Raw genomic sequence first — 20,896 nt, 5'->3', positions numbered from 1 at the left:
CCGGCGCGGTTTCAGGGTTCAGCGCCCCGTTGTTCGAGCTTTCCACCACGACCGAATTCGCGATGTCCAGGAAGACCTCGGAATTCAGCGAGGTGATCGGCACCGCCGAGGCGTTCAGCGCGTCGCCATGCGACGTCAGGATCAGCGAGTTCAACGCGCCATCGCGGGTGCGGCCCGCCAGCAGGTTGACGTCGCCCGCCGCGACCAGCACGGCATCCCGCCCGACGCGGGTCTCGTTCGCGATGTCGAGTTCGATCTCGCCATCCACCGAGGCGCCTGCCGCCACGCCATAGGTGTTGACCTGCGGCTCGACGATCAGGTTGGACCGCGTGCGGGTCTGCACGTCGATGTCGCCCACCGTGGTGATGCGCGCGCCCTGCCCGATGCTGGCGGTGCTGTCGGCCTGCCGCACATTGATGTGCGAGACCGCGCCCGCGCCCGAGATCAGGCCACCGGCATTCAGGTTCACGTCGTCCGTGCCTTCGAAGTCGTTGTAGACGTCGATGAAGAAGTCGCCCGGATTGAAGACGCTGCCCACCACGTCGATCACGGCGCCGTCGCCGATGGTCGCGCGGGTGTCATAGTAGAGGAAATGCTCGGACTCGCCGGCACTGCCCGAGGCCACGCCGCCCGAGGCGGCATAGACGTTGTAATCGCCGTCGCCGCGGCTGGCGACGAGGTTCTTTCGCGCCTTGTTGTCGGCGTAGATTTCCAGGTCGCCGGTCTGGATCGAGACATTCGCGCCGATATCGGCATCGACATCCGCGTCGATGACCGAGGTCAGCCACGAGCCCGAACCACCCACCAGCGCCACGTTGGTCGAGTCGGTCTGGCCGTCGAAGTTCGAGGTATGGACCGACCGGATCGTCAGGCTGTTGGCCCGGATGTCGCGCGTGTCATCGTCGCTGTAATCATCGATATAGGCGCGCGTCGTCGAGGTATCGCCGATCTCGACCACCGAGGCCGCGCCCGAGAACAGCGCAGAGACTCCCAGCGCGTTCGCCCGGCCCCAGTTGATGTCGTTGCCCACGGCCTGCACGGTCACGTCCGCGCCGCCCGAGCGGTTGTAGACCACCGCCTGCCCGTCGCGCAGGTTCAGGTCGGTCGGCACCCGGCGCCAGTTCGCGGAATTGCTGTAATCCTGGGTCGCGAGGTTCAGGAAGTTCTCCGGCTGGCCGTCGCCATCCAGGTCGGCGCCCGTATCGAGGCGGAATTCATAGATCTCGCCGACCGTGCCGCCGGCGGTATGGCCGGGCAGCACCTTGACCGTCTCGCCGAAACCGATCTGGCGCGTGCCGGTGGCCGAGGTGTAATCCGTCTCGACCTCTAGGCCGCGCGACAGGTTGATGAGATTGCCGGCCACATCCAGCCTGGGGTCGAACAGGAAGGCGCCGCTGGCGAAGGACGAGCTGGGCGTCAGCGAATGCATCAGGCCCGACACGTCCAGCGCGGTCAGCGTGATCAGCGGCGGGTTCGGATAGGTCGCGCGGTCGGTCGCCTTCCGGAGCGAATCCACCAGCCCCACGGTCCGCGGTTCCTGCACGCGGATGAAATGGCCCGCAGTGCCGACGGCACCGGAGATGTTGGCGCGCGTCGCCGAGAAGCTGCCATCGGAATTCTGCGCGAACAGCTGGTAGCCGGCCGCGCCGGTCTTGATCACGCGATAGCTGGTGCCGTCGATCAGGCCGCCGATATCGGCCCCGGTACTGCCGTTGTAATAGGTGATGATGTCGTTGGTGCGCAGGTCGAGACCCGCGTTCAGCGTGATCGTGTCGCCGCCGGTGCTGTAGCCGAGGAGGTTCGACTCGTCGTTGACGACGACGTAATAAACCTGCCCGTCGGTCAGCCCGCCCACATCCTCGCCGTTCAGGATGGTGACGTCGCTGCCGATATAGGCCTCTGTCGTCACGTTCGAGGTCGACTCGACGATGTTCGCGCCGATGCCCGCAAGCCCGGCAATGGTCGCGCTGTCGGAAACCGCGTTCTGGTCGGTCCGGCTTTCGGCCACGACGTTGATCGCTTTGCCCACGTCCAGCGTCGAGTCGGCGCGGACATAGGATTTCACCAGGCCCGCGCTGCGCGAGATGGTGACGGCGCCGTTGACGCCGATGAGCGATCCGCTCGACGCGCTGGCCAGCGTGCTGGCCGCGGGCAAGCTGCCCTGTGTCGCAAGCCTGGCCCCGACGTCGAGCGACCCGATGACCGTCAGCCTGCCAGAGACATAGGCCTCGACCGTTGGCGAGCTGGTCGCCGTTGCCGCCGAGACACCCACCGCCAGCGCGCCGCCGCTGACGCCATAGGCGATCGAGCTGACCCGCGGCGTCGCCGTCGCGACGATGTCGGCATCGCCGCCGACGAAGATGCTGGTGCCGCTGGCATAGGCGCGCGCCGTCGGCGTGACCGTGCTGAGCGCGACAGAGCCGTTCGCCGCGAACGAGAAGATGCCCGCCGCCACGGTGGCCGATCCGGTGATCGTCGAGGTCGTGGCAAGGCTGTTCGCGTTCACCGTCAGGTCACCGCCGATCTCGACGGTGCGGTTGTTCGCGACAAGGAAGGCCTGGGTGACGGTGGTGTTGGTGTTCGTCGCCTCGGCCGCGCCGCCCGCGATGGTCGGACCGATCGAGAAGTTCGCCGCGATGGTGGCCGCTGCCGCCAGCGCGTTGGTGGTCGCGTTCTCGCGTGCCGTGATGGTGACGTCGCCCGCGACGTTCAGCGCCGTGCCCGTGACGCGTGCCGTCACCTGGTTGTCGATGGCGTTGGTGGCGACAGCGCCGCCGATCGAGATCGCCGCGCCGATCAGGCCGACCGCAGCCGAGACCGAAGCCGCCGCGACGCGCGCGTTGATCGTGCTGCGGTCATCCGCATCGACCTGGACCCGCCCGGCGCTCAGCGTGCCGCTGCTTGCGACGATTTCCGCATTGGTGTCGAAGCCCACCAGGTTGACCGAGGCCGAGAAGGCGCCGCTGACCGCGCCGGCAAACGCGCCGCCCGCAATGGCGACCGCGCCGGTCGCCACGTCGGACAGGATGGTGTTGTCGACATCGGCCGCCACGCGCACCAGGTCGCCCGCGGTGATCTGCGAGCTGCCGATCCGGGCCATGGCCGAGCCCTTGCCCGCCAGGTCCTGGCCAAGCGCGTTGTAACCGATGAAGTTCCGCGCCGTGCCCGACCCGATCGAGGCGCCGATGCCCACCGCGCCCACGCCGACCGAGGCCGCCGCCGAGATGATCCGCGACGTGATGCTTGCGGCATGAATGGCCGACACGATCACGTCGTCGCTGGCCGTCACGGTGCTGCCGGCAATGCGGGCGTCGACATCGGTCAGGATCACGTTGGAGGCGTCCGCACCGGCACCGGCAATCGAGATCCCTCCGCCGATGCTGAACGAGGCCGCAAGGCCCGCCGCAGCCGAGATGGCCGAGATCGAGGCGTTTTCGGCCGCTCTCACGGTGACGCTGCCGCTGGTGGCGGCAACTTCGTCCATGTCGACGATCATGGCCTCGACGACCGTCTCGATCTGGTTGCTGGCCAGCGAGACCGCGATGGACAGGGTCACCGCGGCGCCACCCAGGGCGGCGCTGATCGCCGCCGCTCCGGCGGCTGCGTTGATGGTCGAGATGTCCTGCGCGTCGACCGTGACCGAACTTGCGCTCAGCCGGTCGTCGGCATCCTCGTCGCCGATGGTGCGGCTGCCGTCGATCCGCGCCATGGTCTTGCCGCCGATCAGGTTCACCACGTTCGATCCGGCGCCCGCAGCGCCGAAACCGACCCCACCCACGCCAAGCGCGGCCGAAATCGAGGCCACGGCTGCGTTGATCGTCATGATCGAATCCGCGTCGACCGTGACCGCGCCTGTGGCGATCACGTCGCTGTCCTCGATCCAGGCGGCCGTCAGGGCCTCGCCCAGGAAGGCATCGCCGACGTCGATGCCGTCATCATTCTCGACATAGGTCAGGCCATAGCCGACGTAGTTATGCGCGATGGAAATGCCGATCGCCGCGCCAACGCCGCCGATCCCGCCACCGATGGCGGCCGCCGCGGCGCTGATCAGCGCGTTGATGCCCGAGCTGTTGTCGGCGCTGACGGTCACGCCGCCATTGGTCGCCGACAGGTCGCTGCCGATGACAAAGGCCAGCGCGTCGGAATTGATCAGGTTGACCGCGCCCGCGCCCGCACCGGCAATCGCCACGCCGCCAAAGGCCGCAAAGCCCGCCGCGAAGGAGGCCGCCAGCGCCAGAGCGTCGATCTGCGCATCGGCGGAGGCGTCGACGGTGATGCCGCCCGCCGTGCTTGTGATGTTGCCCGCGTCGGTGATGTAGGCCCGCGTCGTCGACGAGATCGCGTTCATCGCGACCGTGCCCGCCAGCGAAACCGACACCCCGGCATAGAAGCCGACCGCAAGGGTGATCGCCACCGCGCCGGCCTGCGCCTCGATGCTGGACGTGTCGTCGGCCTCGATGGTGATCGAGCGTGCGGTGACGTTGTCGGCGGTGCCGATGTCGCCGCGCCCGCCATTGGCAGAGCCGTCGATATAGGCCGCCGCATCCACGGCGATGTTGTTCACCACGAAGACGCCCGAACCGGCGGCGGCGACGCCCACCGCACCCGCCGCCACGCCGACCGACGCCGTGTCCACGGCGGCCAGGATGCCCTGATCGGACTCGGCGTCGATGCTCAGGCTGCCCGCGATGGTCAGGCTGCTGTCCTCGACATAGGCGTGCACCAGCGCGGTCTGCGCGACCAGCGTGCCCTCGGGGTCGATCCCCAGCGCGAAACCGATGTTGTTGGTGGCAAAGGCCGCGCCGATGGCGACGCCCACGCCAACGAACCCGCCCGCCACCGCGACCGAGGCCGCACCGGCCAGCGCGTTGATCTGCGAGGTGGACTCTGCCTCGATCACCACGTCGCCGGCGATGCTGCCGGTCGTGGTCTGGCGGATGAAGGCCTCGACCCCGGTAAGGATGTCGTTGGTCACGACCGCGCCCGCGCCGGACACGGCCACGCCCGCCTGGCCAAAGCCCGCGGCAAGGCTTGCCGCGACGCCGATGGCGTCGATCGTGGCACTGTCCTTGGCCCGGATCGACAGGTCGGGCGCGTCGTTGCCACCATCGGTGACGATGGAATCCAGGTGCGCGATGCCGGCCTCGACCGTGCTGGAAATGAGGTTGTAACTGATCGAGACGCCGATCGAGACGGCGACGCCGACCTGGCCCACTGCGGCCGAGACCGCGGCCGCGCCGGCCAGCGACCGGATGGCCGAGTCGTTCGAGGCGTCGATGTCGATCGTGTCGGCCTCGACCGTGGCAGTGCGGTTCAGCCCGGTGATGACCGCGGACACATCGGTGCCGATGTTGTTGTTCACGAACACGCCCGACCCGGCGACGGCAACGCCCACCTGGCCGGCGGCGATGGCGACCGCGCCCGCGTTCACGATGGCGTCGATGCGCTGGTCCGCGGTGGCCCGGACACTCAGCGCGCCATCGGTCTCGACCGTGCTGTCGCTGATCCGGGCCTGCACGCCCGCGCTCTGGCGCTGGGTGATCCAGTCTTCGGGATCGCTGTCGTTGCGAATGCCCAGGTAGCCGATGTCGTTGATCGCGACGGCGGCGCCCAGGGCCACGCCGATGCCGGTCTGGCCAAAGGCCGCGGCCGCGGCGACCGCCAACACGATGGCGTCGATCGAGCCGGTCGCATCCGCGGTGACAGAGATCGCGCCATCCGCCTCGACATCCGAGCGATCGATGAAGGCATGCACGTCGGTCTGGATCGAGTTGAAGGCAAACGCGCCGCCGCCCGACACGGAAACGCCCGTCTGCCCGGCAGAGAAGGCCAGCGCTGCCGCTGCGGTCAGCGACGAGATGGCGGTTCCGTCGATCGCCGAGATCGCGATGTCGGCCACGCCGTCCACGTCCGTCGTGGTCACGCGGTCCATGTCGGCGATGCCAGCGTCGATCACGGATTCGATTCGGTTGTTGGCAAAGGCCAGCCCCACCGACACCGCCACGCCGGTCGCCCCGAAGGCCGCCGCGACAGAGGCCGAGGCGCTGAGCGCGTCGATGCTGGACGTGTCCTGCGCGCGGATCACGATGCGGTCGGCATCCAGCGTGGCGTCGTCGGTGCCCGTAGCCCCTGCCCCGCTGATGACCGCCGCCACGTCGACCGCGATGTTGTTCTGCGAATAGACGCCCGAGCCCGCCGCGCCCACGCCGGTCGATCCGGCCGCGATGGCGACAGAGGCCGCCGCGGTCAGCGCATCGATGGTCTGCGTGCTGTCGGCTGTGACGCTCAGAACGCCGTCGGTCGTGACGGCACTGTTCGTCACCAGCGCCTTCACGCCCGCGCCATCGCGGCTGAGCGTCCAGTTGCCCGGGTCGGAATCCGAGCGGTCTCCGGTGAACCCGATATCGTTGATGACCACCGATGCGCCGATGGCCACGCCCACGCCGGTTGAACCGGCGGCAACGGACAGCGCCAGCGCGACGGTCGCCGCCTCGATCGAGCCGTTGGCCAGCGCGCTGACCGTCACGTCGCCATCCGCGTCGATGTCGCTGGACAGGATCTCGGCCGTCAGGTCCGAGGTGATGGTGTTGATCGCGACGGCGCCGCCGCCCGACACGCCCACGCCGGTCGAACCGACGGCAACGGCAAAGGCCGCCGCAGCGGTCAGGGCCTGGATTTCGGCATCCTGCGTGCCCGTCACCTCGACGGTGCCGGTGGCGCGCAGCGTGTCGTTCACGTTGGCAATGCCGGCATAGGCCGTGTTGCCGATCTCGTTCAGCGCGAAGGACACGCCGATGGGCACGCTGACCGCCGTGCTGCCAAAGGCCGCGGCCACCGCCGCGCCAAAGGCGTAGCTGTCGATGCTGCCGCTGTCCTCGACCCCGACAGTGACGTTTGCGGCGCGGATTCCGGCCGTCGACCCGCTGCGGTCGCCGTCGATCATCGCCTTCACGTCGTTGCGGATGCGGTTCGTCGCGACAGAGCCCACCGCGCTGACCGCGACGCCGGTGCTGCCGATCCCCAACGCGACCGAGGCCGCCACCACGATCGCCTGGATCTGGGCGTCCGAGATCGCAGTGACGGTGACGTCGCCCGCGTCGATCTCGGTGTTGCGGATGATCGCGTGAATCGCGTTCTGGCCGGAATCGTCCTCGATGGCATTGAGCGCGATGCCCGCGCCGACCGACACCGCCGCCGAGGTGCTGGACCCCGCGGCAATCGCCGCCTGCACCGCGGCCACGGTGGCGTCGATGCGGCCCGCGAAGGTCGCGGTGACTTCGACATCGCCGTCGCCGCCGTCGTTGCGGATATCGGTCTCGATGTCGGCGCCGTCGATCTCTGCGATCGCGTCGTTGTCGATGCTGTTCTTGACCAGCGCGCCGCCGCCCGAGACCGCGATGGACCGGCCGCCCAGCCCCGCCGCCGCCGAGATCGACACGGCCGCGCCGATGGCGGTGATGGTCGAATCGTTGCGTGCCGATATGGTGATGTCGCCATCGCTCTGCACATTCGTGACGTTGCGGATATAGGCCTCGATCAGGTTCTCGATGTTGTTGAACACCAGAACCAGCGAGATCGAGACGCTGGTCGCGTTGCTGCTGCCGATGGATGCCGTGGCCGAAACCGCAACCGCCGAGGCGGTGATCGTCGCGCTGTCCGTGGCGGTGACGTTGATGCCCTCGTAATCCGAGCGCAGCAGGGCGCCGTTCTCGACATAGGCGCGGGTGTCGCGGCCGATGCTGTTCTCGGCCACCAGGCCGCCCACCGCGACGCCCGTGGCGTTGCCCGAAGCGCTCGCTGCGACCGCAACCGCAACCGAGGCCAGCAGCGCGTCGATCGTGCTGGTCGTCGTGGCGCTGAGGTCGATCTCCTCGTCCGCCGTCACCGACGATCCGGTGATGTAGGCCTCGACCGAGGCTGCCGGGTCGGACTTCGGCGACGGATCGCCGCTGAAGTCGTATTCGTCCCAGCCGATGAAGTTGCGCGCGATGGCGACGCCGATGGCGATGCCCGTCGCGTTGCCCGCAAGGCTGCCCGAGAAGTTGAACGCCGAGGCGGTCACGGTCGCGTCGATGTCGGAACTGTCGGTCGCGCGGATGGTCAGCGTGCCGATGTCGTTGTCGATATCGTCGCCCACGGTGACGGTGGCATTGTCGACATGCGCCTTGACGGTCGAGAAGATCGAGTTGACCGCCGTCGCGCCCCCGCCCGACACGCCGAACGCGGTCGAGCTGGTCGAGACGCTGGCCGCGATGGCCGAGGCCGCCGAGGTCGTGGCGATGCTGGACGCGTTGTCCGCCGTAACCGACAGGTTGCCGCCGGCGTTCACGGTGGTGACGTTCTTGATCGCCGCCTCGGTATTCGCCTCGATCTCGTTCCGGGCGACGCTCAGGCCGACCGAGATCGCCGTGCTCTTGCCGCCGGCGGAGGCGCCGATGGCGATGGCCGGCGCCACGACCGAGGACCGGATGGTGCCCTGCTCGGGATCGACCAGGTCGGGCCCGTTGCTCGAGGCCGAGACGGTCAGGTTGCCGCCCGCGTTCACCGTGGTCGCGGACTCGATCAACGCCTGCGTGTTCATCGCCAGCGCGTTGCGCGCCACGTTGCCGGCGATCGAGATCGCGTCGCGGTCGCCCACGACGCCCGGATTGATCGACACGGCCGAGGTCAGCACCTGGCTTTCCAGCGTCGCGGCGTTGGTCGCGGTCACGGAAATGTCGCCCGCCGCCCGCAGGTTCGATCCGGTCGCCTTGGCGATCATGTCCACCGGGTTCGCCGTGGCGATGGAGGTGCCGAAGATCGTGTCGAGCGCGTTGAACAGGATGTTCTGGCTGTCATAGCCCACGGCCGAGAAGGCCAGCGTGACGCCCACGCCCGTGCCGTTGGTCGAGGTCTCGTTGTTGATCGAGGCCGTCAGCGTCGAGCGGTTCAGACCCTCGATGGTAATGTCACCGGAATTGACCGTGGTCAGGTCGGCATTCTCGGCGCTGGCCACCGCGCCCGACAGCATGTTGTTGGTCGAGATGACCGCGTTCACGCCCAGCGAAGACCCTTCGGCGAAATAGCTGTTGCCGTCGGATTCCACGATGGACTCGTTGATCGCGATCAGCGTCGCATTCTCCCGGGCGGCGATGCGGATGTCGCCGTCCTGCGATGTCGCGTTGATCCCGGAGATCTTTGCCGTCACGCCGCCGCGCAGGTCGTTCATCGTGACCATGCCGCCCACGGCGGTGGAATCCGAGGCGGTGATGTTGGTGTTCACCAGGTCCAGCAGGTCGGACACGCCGAAATCGATGATCTCGGTCCAGTCGCTGGCGGCGTCGGTGAAATCGGCCAGCGTCAGCGCCGACAGATCGATCAGCACGCCCTCGTCCGCCGCAAGCCCCGGAGGCAGCGGCACCGAGTTGAGCACGTTGGCGATCGCGTCCGTCACGCCCTTGTCAACGTTCAGCCCACCGAAACTGGTGCCGTTGAAGCGGAAAATGCGGCCCTCGTCGGCGCCGAACGCGCTGCCCAGCCGGATCTTGTCGCCGACCACGACGAACCGTTCGCCAGAGCTGTCGGTGAACCGGTATTCCCGCGCATAGCTGTCGATCAGGCCGGCCGCGATGGACAGGCCGCCATCGTTCTGCACCGTCGAGATTGCCTTGAGGGACACGCTGCTGTCGATGGTCGCGGTTTCGGTCGCCTCGACCGTCACGCCGTCGTCGCCCAGCACCCGGGCCGAGGCCGGCAGGTTGCGGTTCGCCTGGCTGTGGGTGATGCTGGCCTCGGTGTTGGAAGCCACCTTGTTCGAGGTGATGACCCCGCCGATGGCGGTGCCCGAGGCATTGACCAGCGCCGACGCGGCCGAGGTCGACTCGTTTGTCATCGTGGCGAGGATCACCGCCTCGTTGCTGGCCGTCACGCTGACCGCGCCATCGGCATCCACGTCGGAATCGGTAATCTTGGCGAAGGTGTCGACATTGGTCTGGCCGCCCCAGACACCGTCGACGTTTTCCTGGATGATTGGATCGCCGATGATCGTGTCGATCAGGTTGAAGAAGACGTTGGTCGGCGCCCAGCCGACGCTGTTGAACGCGATGGCAAAGCCCGCCCCGGTGTCGCCAGTGCTGGTGGTGCTGAGCGTCGTGGCGTTCAGCCGCGCGCTGTTGACCGCATTCACCGTCACGTCGCCACTGGTCTCGACATCGCTGCCCGCGATCTCGGCGGTGCTGTCGGCGTTGACCACGTTGGTGGCCAGCAGGATGTTGTAGGCTTCGGACTTGCCCTGCCCGTCGAGCGAGCCGCCCGAGGACGAGACGCCGGAATCCACCGTCGCGTCCATCAGCGCGTTTTCGATCGCCTCGACGGTCACGCCGGCCGTGCCCGCGTCCAGGTCGACGCCCTCGATGCGGGCCTCGGTCTCGGTGGCCAGGTCGTTCAGGACGACAAGCCCGCCGAAGGCCACGCTGTCCGACCCGGTCACGTTCAGGCCCGTCGGCAGGATGCTGGTCTCGAAGGACTGCTTCCATTCGTCGAGATTGCCGTAGTCGATGGTCGACAGGTCGACCGTCGTATCGAGGTCCGGCCCGAGATAGACATAGACCGCGCCCGCGTCGCCACCCTGGGCATAATCGTCCGACAGGCGCACCCGGTCGCCGAATTTCAGCACGAATTCGTTCTCGCCGGCGGTGTTGGTGGCCGGGTAATCGGCCAGCGTCAGGTCGTTCAGCGTTTCCTGGACGACTGCGACGCCACCGTCATTGGTGGTGGTCGAGGACACCACCAGCTTGGTGTTCGAGAAGTGCTGCGTCAGGTCCTGCGCGCGCACCGTGACCGCGCCGCCGGAGGAAACCGTGCGGATGGTGCCCGTTTCGACGATATAGGCATAGGCGCCGCTATTGACCTTGTTCGAGCTGATGATCGTGCCAAGCGCCTTGCCCTTGGCATCGAACAGCGCCGAGGCGGTGCTGTCGGTGGTGTTGGCGACCGTGGCGTTGAACCGGGCCTGGTTGTCGGCGGTGACGGACACGTCATCCGCCGCGGTGACGGCGCTGTTGCGGATATAAGCCGTCGCGGTCGAGGCCTCGGAATTGTCGAACCCGTCGACCTCGGACGAGGCCTGCTGGATCATGCCGCCCAGGAACACGTCAAGCGCGTTGAACAGGACGTTCTGCGTGTCCCAGCCCAGGGTGTTGAAGGCAAAGGTGACGCCAAAGCCATCCGCACCGGTCAGCGTCTCGGCATTCAGGGTCGCGTCCATCTGCGCGTCCTGCACGGCGCGCACGCGCACGTCGCCATCCAGGTCGTCGCCGCCGGCGATGTTCTGGGCGGTGACGGTGCTGTTCGTGATATAGGCCTCGGCCGAGGCCATCAGGCCATTGGTCACGATCTGGCCGTTGGCCGCCAGCGAGTCACCCGTGCCAAAGGCCGAACCGCCCGACGAGGACACGCGGCTGAGCGCATCGGCCAGCATGGCCGCGCTTTCGTTCGCGAAGACAGAGATCTCGCCATCCTTCGCGGTGACGGTGGAGCTGTCGATGCGGGCGCTGACACCGGCCTTGGCCTTGTTCAGCAGCACCAGCCCGCCATAGGACTTGGAATCCGAATCCGTCAGGTTGCCGATGCCCGGGAACAGGATGTCGGCATAGTCGGTCGCGGTGACCTCGAGCCAGTCGAGCGCATCGACGCCTTCGAAGTCCACCGACCCGAGGTCGACGATTTCCGCACCCGCGACGCCGATGTATTCCCAAAGCCGCCCGTCATCGCCGCGCACGATCGTGCCGCGCAACGAGGCCGAGGCGATGTCGCTGATATCAACGCCTTCCTTGGTGTCAAAGCCGAAGGAGACGAAGCTGCTGACCAGCTGTTCGCCCGAATTCGTGGTGTAGCGGTATTCCGTGTCGGTGAAGGTGTCGACGACCTGGGCCAGCGCGCTGACGTCGCTGGTGCTGGACTGCTCGTTGATCATCGAGCTGTCGACCCGGAAGAACGCCGTCTCCTCGGCATCGACGATCACGGCCTTGCCGGCCTCGACGATGGTCTGATTGCCCGCCTGGCCGATCCAGGCCTCGGTCTGGCTCTGCATCCGGTTGGACGCCAGCAACCCGGTCGCCGCCATGCCCGAGGCACCGGCGGATTTCGAGATCGCGAAAGTCGACTTGGCGGTCGCGACCGTGTCCGCGCCGACGGTGGCATGGACGGTCACGGCGTTGATCGCCGAGACCTCGACATTGCCCGTCGCCTTGACGCGGGCATCGGTGATGTAGGCCTGCGCGTAGGTTTCCGGCCCCTCGCCAAGCGCCCCGTCGATCAGGTCGCTGAAGATGTCGTCGCCGATCAGCGCCTCGAAGGCGTTGAGCAGCACGTTCTTCGCGGGCGAGCCATAGCCGATGGCGTTGAACGCGATGGTAAACCCGAAGGCGTCGCCAGCCGCGGCGCTGATCGACGAGGTCGTGATCGCCCGGAAGTCGCTGGTGTTCTGCGCCTCGACCGTGACATCGCCGCCGATGGCGGTGCCGTCGGCCTGCTCGATCACCGTGTCATGGACCCGCGCGCTTGCACCGCCCTGCAGGTAGTTGGTGGCCAAGATGCCGTTGACCGCACCCAGCTTGCTGGGCTGTTCGTTGCCCTGGTCGTCGGTCGTCTTGCCGTATTCGCCGCCCTTGCCGTTGGTCGACACGTCGGAACTGTCGGTCGCGTCATGCGTCACCGAAAGATCGGCCGTGACCGAAACGCCGCCCGCCGTGGTGTCGATCCGCGCATCCGCGACAAAGGCATCCGCCCCCGCGCGCATGTCGTTGAGCGAGATCAGGCCGCCAAAAGCCTGGCTCTTGCCGGTGCCGAGGCCCGCGGCCTTGAGTCCCGCCTTGGCGATGGCGACGGGGATCAGGTTCGTGTCGGTTACGAGCTTCCAGAATCCCTTGTCGGTGAAATCCTCGCCCGACAGGTCGGTGCCCGCGCCGGTCGTCGCGGTGCCCATGTATTGATAGCGGTTGCCGATCAGGTCGGCATCCGAGAAGCCGGAATCCACCAGAACGATGTCGCCGAACACCAGGTCGACGGTGCCGGTCGCGTCCTTCTCGGACAGGGTGGTATAGGCGATGTCGTTCGCCGCATCGTTGATGAAATCGTCAAGGATGCTGCTGCCGCCGTCATTACTCTGGGTCGACATGGACTTCAGGTTGGTGACGCTCTTGAGCCCGCTGTCGTCCTTGGCGCTGACCACGACCGCGCCATCGGCGTCGATGGTCGTGTCATGCGTCGCCAGCGAGCCGTCGTCGGCCTCGCGGCCGATCCAGGCCGTCGCGCTGGAGGCCGCCTTGTTCGAGGCAAGGCCCGCGGACAGACTCATCCCGTCGGCGCCGAACAGGGCCGCGGCGGCGGTGGTCGCCGCGTTGGTCATGGTCGCATCCAGCGTCGCGGCATTGTCCGCCGTCACGCTGACGCCACCATCGCTGAAGATGGTGCTGTCGGTGATCCAGGCCTTGGTGCTGATGCCGTCCTGGCTGTCGAGGAATTCCGAGAACTCGGTATTGCCGATGATCGTCTCGATCCCCTGGATCAGGAACGACCGCATGTCCCAGCCGAGGTTGTTGAAGGCGAGGACGATGTTGATCGACTCGGCCCCGGTCTCGACCATCGACTGGGTCTTGGCGATCATCGTGGCGGTGTTGTCGGCATCGACGATCACGCCGCCGGTGCCGGTGTCGATCCGGCTGCCCGCGACATAGGCCTCGACCGACGCGACAAGGCTGTTCGTCGCCAGCACGCCGCCGATTCCCTGGCTGGTGCCGCCATTGTCGGTATTGGCGAACGAGTTGCCGCCCGAGGATGTCGTCGTGCCATCCACGGTGACGTCCAGCGACGCGTTTTCGGTCGCGCGCACCTCGACGGCGCCCGCGCCTTGCGTCGTCACGTCGGCACCGTCGATCTTGGCCAGCGCACCGCTGCGGAAATCGTTCAGCGCGAACATCAGAGACAGCGCCTTGCTGTCGGACGGGCTGACGTTCAGCCCCTGCGGAATGACCTGCGCCTCGCGCACCTCTTTCCAGAGGTCGGTGACCGAGTAATCCTCGATCCCCAGGTCGATCCGGTCGGCATCGGTGACCAGCGGGCCGAGATATTCATAGACGCTGCCGGCGTTGCCGCCGCCCTCGTAATCGTCGGCCAGGCGCACCCGATCGCCCAGGTTGACGACCTTCTCGCCGTCGCCGGTGTCGAAGCGCGCGGCGAGGACGTCGTTGACCGTCTCCTGCAACACGTCGAGACCGCCGGTATTGGCGGTCGAGCTGGCGGTGACGATGGTCGTGTTGGCGTTCGACACGGCCAGGTCGTCAGCCTGCACCAGCACGCCGGCATCGGCGTTAACGGTGCGCGAGCCGGTCTCGGTGATCCAGGCCTCGGCATAGGTCGAGACGCGGTTCGACGAGACGACCGCGCCCTGCCCCTTGCCGGTGGCGTTGAACAGCGCCGACGCCTCGGAAATGGCGGCGTTGGACACGGTCGCGTTGAAGGCGATGGTGTTGTCGGCGGTGACATCAACGCGGCCGGTCGTGTCGACCTGGCTGTTCTCGACCACGGCGCGAGCGCCGGATCCCACGTCGAAATTCAGCAGGTCAGAGGCAAACGTGTCACCGATCATCGTCTCGATCGCGTCGAACAGGATCGAGGGCGATTTCCAGCCCAGCGTGTTGAAGGCCAGCGAGGCGCCCTGCGCCGTGTCGCCGCTGTTCAGCGCGTTGAGCGTCGTCGCGTCCATCGTCGCGTCGTTCACTGCGGTGACGCGGACGCCCGGATTGGTCGCCGTCTCGGCGGTGATGGTGCTGGAGAGGATGGACGCCTCGGCCGCGGCGAGCGTGCGGTTGGCGCTGATGACGCCACCCACCGCCAGCGAGGTGCCGGTGCCCTGAAAACTGCCGCCGGACGAGGACACGGTGTTCTCGATCCGGGCCAGCATCTCGGCCTGTTCCTCGGCGTTGACGACGATACCGGTGCTGGCCGCGCCGCCGGTGTCGGTCACGCTGGCATGGTCGATCCGAGCATCGGCGCCGCCGCGCAGGTCGTTGAACACCAGGAGCCCGCCAAAGGCGCGGCTGTTGCTGTCCTGGATGTTGCCGATCGCCGGAAAGGCCAGGTCGGCCCAGTCGGCGGCCTGGATCAGCCGCCAGTTCAGCGTGTCGGTGGAATAGAGTTGCGCGCCCAGGTCGATCGGCGCCGCAAGCGGCCCGCCGACATATTCATAGCGCAGCCCGCGCGCCGCCGCGTCGGAGGCATAGGTGTCATCGACATAGACGATACTGCCCATGCCCGGCGCCGACAAAAGCTGCCCGGTCAGGCTGTCAAAGATCGCGCCGAAGGACCCCGTCGTGGTTCCCGTCCCCGGAACGCCGGCCATCCCCGGCAGTTCGCTGACGTCATTGACGTTCTGGAGGCCCGAGTTCGAGGTAAAGTCGATCTGGTCCAGCCCTTCGGCCAGCGGCGTCAGCGCGGTGAAAGTGTTGCTCGCCGACGAGATCGCCGTCAGCGTGCTGAGGCTGTCCAGCCGGACGCTGTCCAGCGCCTCGACGGTCACGCCCGCGCCGGCATCGACGGTGGTCGTCGCGCCGTTGGCGCCGATCCACGCCTCGGCCGTGCCGGAAACCTTGTTGGTGCCGAACAGCAGCCCGCCCGCCTGGCCCTGCGCGCCCACGGCGGCGGTCAGGGCCAGCGTGTTTTCCTGCTCCGAGATCTGCTCGTTGCCGATCACCGCCGTCAGGTCGGACGCGTTGTCGGCCTTCACCTGCACCGCCGCGTCGGCATCGACATCGGCGTTCTCGATCCAGGCCTGCGCCGACGAGAACGAGGAGAACTCGGTGTCGATGAACTGCTCGATGGAAATCAGGTCTTCCAGCAGGTCGACAAGAAGGTTGTCCGATTCATAGCCGAGCGCGTTGAACGCCACGACGAAGTTGACCGGAACCGCGGTCTTGTCGTCGTCCGCGCCACCGCCCAGCGACTGCCCCTCGATGATGGTCGAGCGCGAGAAGGCCTCGGCGATGACCGTCGCCGCGTTGTTGGCCAGCACGAAGACGCCGCCGCCCGTGCCCGCGTTGCGAGCATCGACCGTTGCATCCTCGACATAGGCCGCGGCCTTGCTGACGAGATTGTTCGTCACCAGGGTGCCGCCGGCGCCACCCCAGGATTCGGTTGTGGAATAGTCGCGCGCCTCGAGCGTCGCGACCTCGTCCGCGCTGACCGTGATGTCGCCGCCGGACGTCACCGTGGCATCCCGGATCCAGGCATCGACTCCGCCCACGACGTCGCTGCGCGAGATCAGCACCGAATACGCGTTGTCGTCGCCGTTCGCCTTGTCCAGCGACGAGGATTCGAGCACCAGGTAGGACAGTTCCCACGGAATGACGTTGTCGGTGTTCAGCTGCTTCCAGAAGCCGAGATCGTCAAAGTTCTGCTCGCCCAGGTTCACGCTGGTCCCGGTCGAGGGGCCCATGTACTGATACACGCCCTCGGGCGTGCCGGTGCCCCCGGCATAGTCGCTGGCGACATAGACGAGATCGCCAAAGCGCAGTGTCCTGGTGCCCGAGTTGGTCGTGTAGGAATAGTCATTCTTCACGCTGCCGAGGAAGTCGTTGATGATCCCCGCGCCCGCGTTGTTGTCGAGGCTGTTCTCGATCGTCAGCTCGGTGGTGGAATTCAGCGTTGCCTCGTCCGCCGCAGCGACGGTCACGCCGGTCCCTCCGGTCACCCGCGTCATGCCGCCGGCGACCCTGTCCTCGACATAGGCCTCGACCTGCGAGGACAGGTAGTTGCCCGCCAGAACCCCGGCATAAGAGGCCGCCTCTGCCTTGAAGAAGGCGGACGCCGCGGTGGTCGCCGAATTGGTCAGGAAGGACTCGACGGTAGAGCGCCCCAGCGCCTCGACCGTCACAAGGCCATCGGACGTCACCCGGCTGTCGGCGATCCGCGCCGAAAGCTCGGCCCCGGCCTGTTCCAGGTTGAACCCGCCCAGCAGCGTCTGGAACGTGCTGCCCAGGAAGCCCAGGATGTTCTCCCAGCCCATCGTGTTCAGCGCGATGGAAAAGACGAAGGATTCCGCGCCCGAGGTCACCGCGTTGCGGTTCGTCGCCTCGATGACCATGTCATTCAGCGCCTGGACGGTCACGTCGCCGATGCTGTCGCCCGGATCGGCGACCACCGTCGACGTGGCGATGAACGCCTCGACCAGGCCGTTCAGCACGTTCGAGGCAACCATGCCAGAACCCGAGATCGACTGACCCTCGCCGAACACGCTGCCGCCCGAGCTGTTGGCGCTGATGTCCAGTTCCGACCGGATGGTCGCGGCGCTGCTGGCGATCACCACCACCGCGGTCGCGGCGTTGCGCACCGTGCTGCCCTGGATGCGCGCGGTCACGTCGACCGTCAGCTGGTTCATCACGATGGCCGCGCCCACCGCCGAGCTGTCGGACGGCGTCAGGTTGTTGCCCTCGGGGATCAGGTCGGCGTCGAGGTCGTTCTTCCAGAAGTCGAGATTGGCAAAGCCCTGCGCCGCGAAATCGGCGAAATCGGCGCCGACCACGGTGCCTTCGTCGAAATTCACTGTCAGCGGGTCGTCGCCAAGATAGCGGTAGACCGTGCCGCGCTCGCCCAGGTCGCTGGGCCAGTCGCCGCCCACGCGCACCGTGTCGCCGAAATTCAGCGTGACGGTGCCACCGTCGGCAGTGTCATGGTCGGCCTCGGCCAGCCGGTTCACCAGCGCATCCAGCACCGACGCGCCGCCATCATTCGAGGTGGACGAGGTGTTGGCGACCAGCACGTTTGAATTGACGAAGGACAGGTCGTTCGCCTCGACCCGCAAGGAACCGCCGGCGCGGGTGATCTGCCCGGCCCAGGTCTGTCCGGTGATCTCGGCCGTGACCTGGCGGTTCATCCGCGTCAGCGACAGCACGCCGCCCACCGCCAGCCCGTTCGAGCCATAGGCCGCCGAGGCGACGCTTTCCGCGACGCTCGACACGGTGGCGTTGATCTGCGCGTCCGACAGCGCCTGGATGGTGATGTCGCCATCGGCGTCCAGGCCCGTCGCATGGGCGCGGGCGATCACGTTGCCCCAGGCGGCATCGCCCACGAACAGCCCGACCACGTCGAGGCCCAGCAATTCGTCGAGGATGATCGAGAAGGGCTCGACATTGGACAGGCCGATGGCGTTGAACGCGATCGAGGCCGACCCTGCAAAGGTCGATCCGCCCTGCGTGCTGGCGCCGGCCGCGGCGCGTGCGTCGATGCCGCTGGTATCCTGTGCCGCGATGAGGATGCTGCCGCTCGCGTCGAGATCCGAGGTCACGGCCTCTGCCGTCACGTTGGCCCGGATCAGGTTCGAGGCATAGGTGCCGCCCAGGGTGAACCCGCCCCAGCCCACCGTATCGTTCTGCACCGAGGCGACCGACGCCTCGTGATAGGCGCCCAGTTCGAAATCCTGCGTCGCGGTGACGCTGACACCGCCGCCGGTGGCGTCCAGCCTGGACCCGGTGACAGAGGCGCGGATCGCGCGCTCGTACTGGTTGACGGCAAAGGTGATGTCGACGGCAAAGCCCAGCGGGCTGGTGCCGAAGGACGACAGGCTGGCGCTGTCACGCGCGCTCGACCCTTCCTCGTCGAAATCCGACGCCAGCGACCGCGCCTCGGAAATCGACACGGACCGGTCCCATGCGGCGACGGACACGTCGCCCGCGTCCGAGATCAGCTCGGCATTGTCCACGGTGGCCAGGACCCCGCCCGACAGCGAGACATAGCTCAGCTTGGCGATGGTCTCGCTGGCGCCGGCATTGCCCGCGTCCACGGTGACAGAGGCGCCGCCGATCCGTACCCGGTCGATATCGACCTCGGCGGAGTCGTCCAGCGTGGTGCCCGCGATGCCGAAGAAATCGACAAGGCCCTTCTGGCCCAGATAGGCCCATTCCCCGGCAAGCGCGCCGGCAAAGTAGTTCTCGTTGTACAGGTCGACGATCGTGCCGGTGACACCCTGCCACCGGTATACGCCGTTCGACAGGCCGCCCTTGGAATAGCCGTCGGCCAGCACCACGGTGTCGCCCTGGGTCAGGGTGACGTCCTTGATGCGCAGGCCCGGTTCGGGGTTGGTGTCGTAGGTGGCGGGCAGAATCCGGTTGGCGATACCGCCCTCGTTCAGCGCGGCGATCGTCACGGCGCCCTCGGAATCGAGGAAGGTCGCGTCAAGGCTGGCGGCCGCGCCGCCCAGTTCCACGCTGGTGTCGCGCGACAGGCTGATCTTGCTCAGGATCGCGTCCATCAGCGACGGGATCGGCAGCAGCAGGGCGCCCACGGCATTGTCGATCGTGTAGTCGACGGCAGAGGTATCCAGCGCGCGGATCACCACGCTTTCGCCGGTCTCGCCCGTGACCGCAGCACTGCCCACGTCGATCAGCGCGCCATGAGCGATGTCGACCAGCGTGGTGTTGTCGATGTCGGTCAGGTTGAACATGATGCCCGTCACCTCGGCGACGGTGGCATCGACCTGAACGTCGGACAGCGCCTCGACCAGCAGCGAGCCGGCGATGATGTCGGCGTCGGCGCCGATGCTCACCGTGGCGCTGGCATCCACCGAGATCCCGGTGAAGCCGCCCAGCGTCGTGCCGTCCTCCATCAGCGTGTCGGCGATCAGACCCTCGCCCAGCGTCAAGTCGATGTCGGCCAGGGCCTTCGCCTCGATGCGGATGGCGCCCGTGGTGTTCAGATCACCCAGGACGGTGATCGCCGCGGTCGGCGTCTGCGCGATGCCAACGGCCGCGATCGGCAGGATGGGGCTGGCGGCGTTGGTATAGCTGGCGGTCGCCAGCAGCGTGATGTTGCCGGTGCCGGTGACAGTGGCGCCGGTATCGACGATGATCGTCCCTGCGGAAATCACCAGGTTGGAACTGCCGAGGTTCAGCGCCCCCGAAATGGTGACAGTGTCTTCCTGTCCGAAATTGAGAAAGATGGAATTGGTGGCGCCGGAAATCGCGAACTCGGTGCGTTCGAAATCGGCGGTATCCTCCTGGACGTGCAGCCTCCCCGGCGAGAGCTGCGTCAGGCTGACAGTGTCCGCCCCGCCCGTCCCCTGGAATTCGTAGGACGCAAGCGGCGTGTTCTCGAAAAGCGGCTCGAGGCCGGAATAGACGTAGTGATAATTGTCCTTGAGGATCGAGCCGGAATTCGCGTCGCGCGGGATCGAGATGGCAGATCCGCTGCCGCCTTCGAACACCAGCGTGTCGAACCCGCCGTCACCGCCGATCACGCCACCGTCGATCCGCGACAGGTTGTGGACGACGAAGGTGTCCTCGTTGCCGGCCGCGCCTTGCAGCGTCTCGACATTCTCGAAGGCCAGGTTGACGCCGCCGCTCGCGGTGCCGGCGTTGTCGGCCAGCACGTTCCATTCGGTATCGTCGGCGCCTTGTGCGAACACCCGGTCGGCGCCGTCGCGCCCGTCGATGCGGATCTCGGGCATGGCCTGGCCGCCGAACGAACCCGCATCCACGCCAACCACGTCGTCACCGCTGCCACCGATGACGTTGAGGAAGGAGAAGCTGCCAAGATCACCCAGCGTGACCCGCGCGCCGCTGCTGCGGTCCAGGATCTCGACACGCTGTACCGTGATTGATTCGGACTGCGTCGTTTCAGTCTCTTCGATCATCCGGATCAGAACGTCGTGGTCCTGCGCGGATGGATCCATTGCGGTCAGATCGACCGTGATTGGGTCCGCAGACAGCAACAATCTGGGTTCGAGCGGTTCGAACCGGACCGAGGAGTCCGGCTGGTATTGACCCCGACGGGTCAGGTGCTGCAACCGTCTGCGCATCCATCGCGGCAACAGGCCGCCAACGCGCTCGGCCTTGGAAAAGGCCTTGAAATCAAAGGGGTAAGACAT

General features: G+C 67.1%; 1 protein-coding gene (running past one end of the window). It reads right to left on the bottom strand.

Annotated features, from left to right (window positions below):
• A protein-coding gene (locus KB874_RS22315) for an LEPR-XLL domain-containing protein (protein ID WP_212538785.1) crosses the window boundary here: on the bottom strand, positions 1–20,896 show its 5' portion. Its footprint begins 16,403 nt before the window's first position; the window shows 20,896 of its 37,299 coding nt (coding positions 1–20,896); the start codon lies at positions 20,894–20,896; its stop codon lies off the left edge, out of view.

The sequence above is a fragment of the Thetidibacter halocola genome (assembly GCF_018224955.1).
GTDB lineage: Bacteria > Pseudomonadota > Alphaproteobacteria > Rhodobacterales > Rhodobacteraceae > Thetidibacter > Thetidibacter halocola.
Note: the sequence above shows the minus strand (reverse complement) of the source record. Positions and strands in the feature narration are given on the sequence as shown.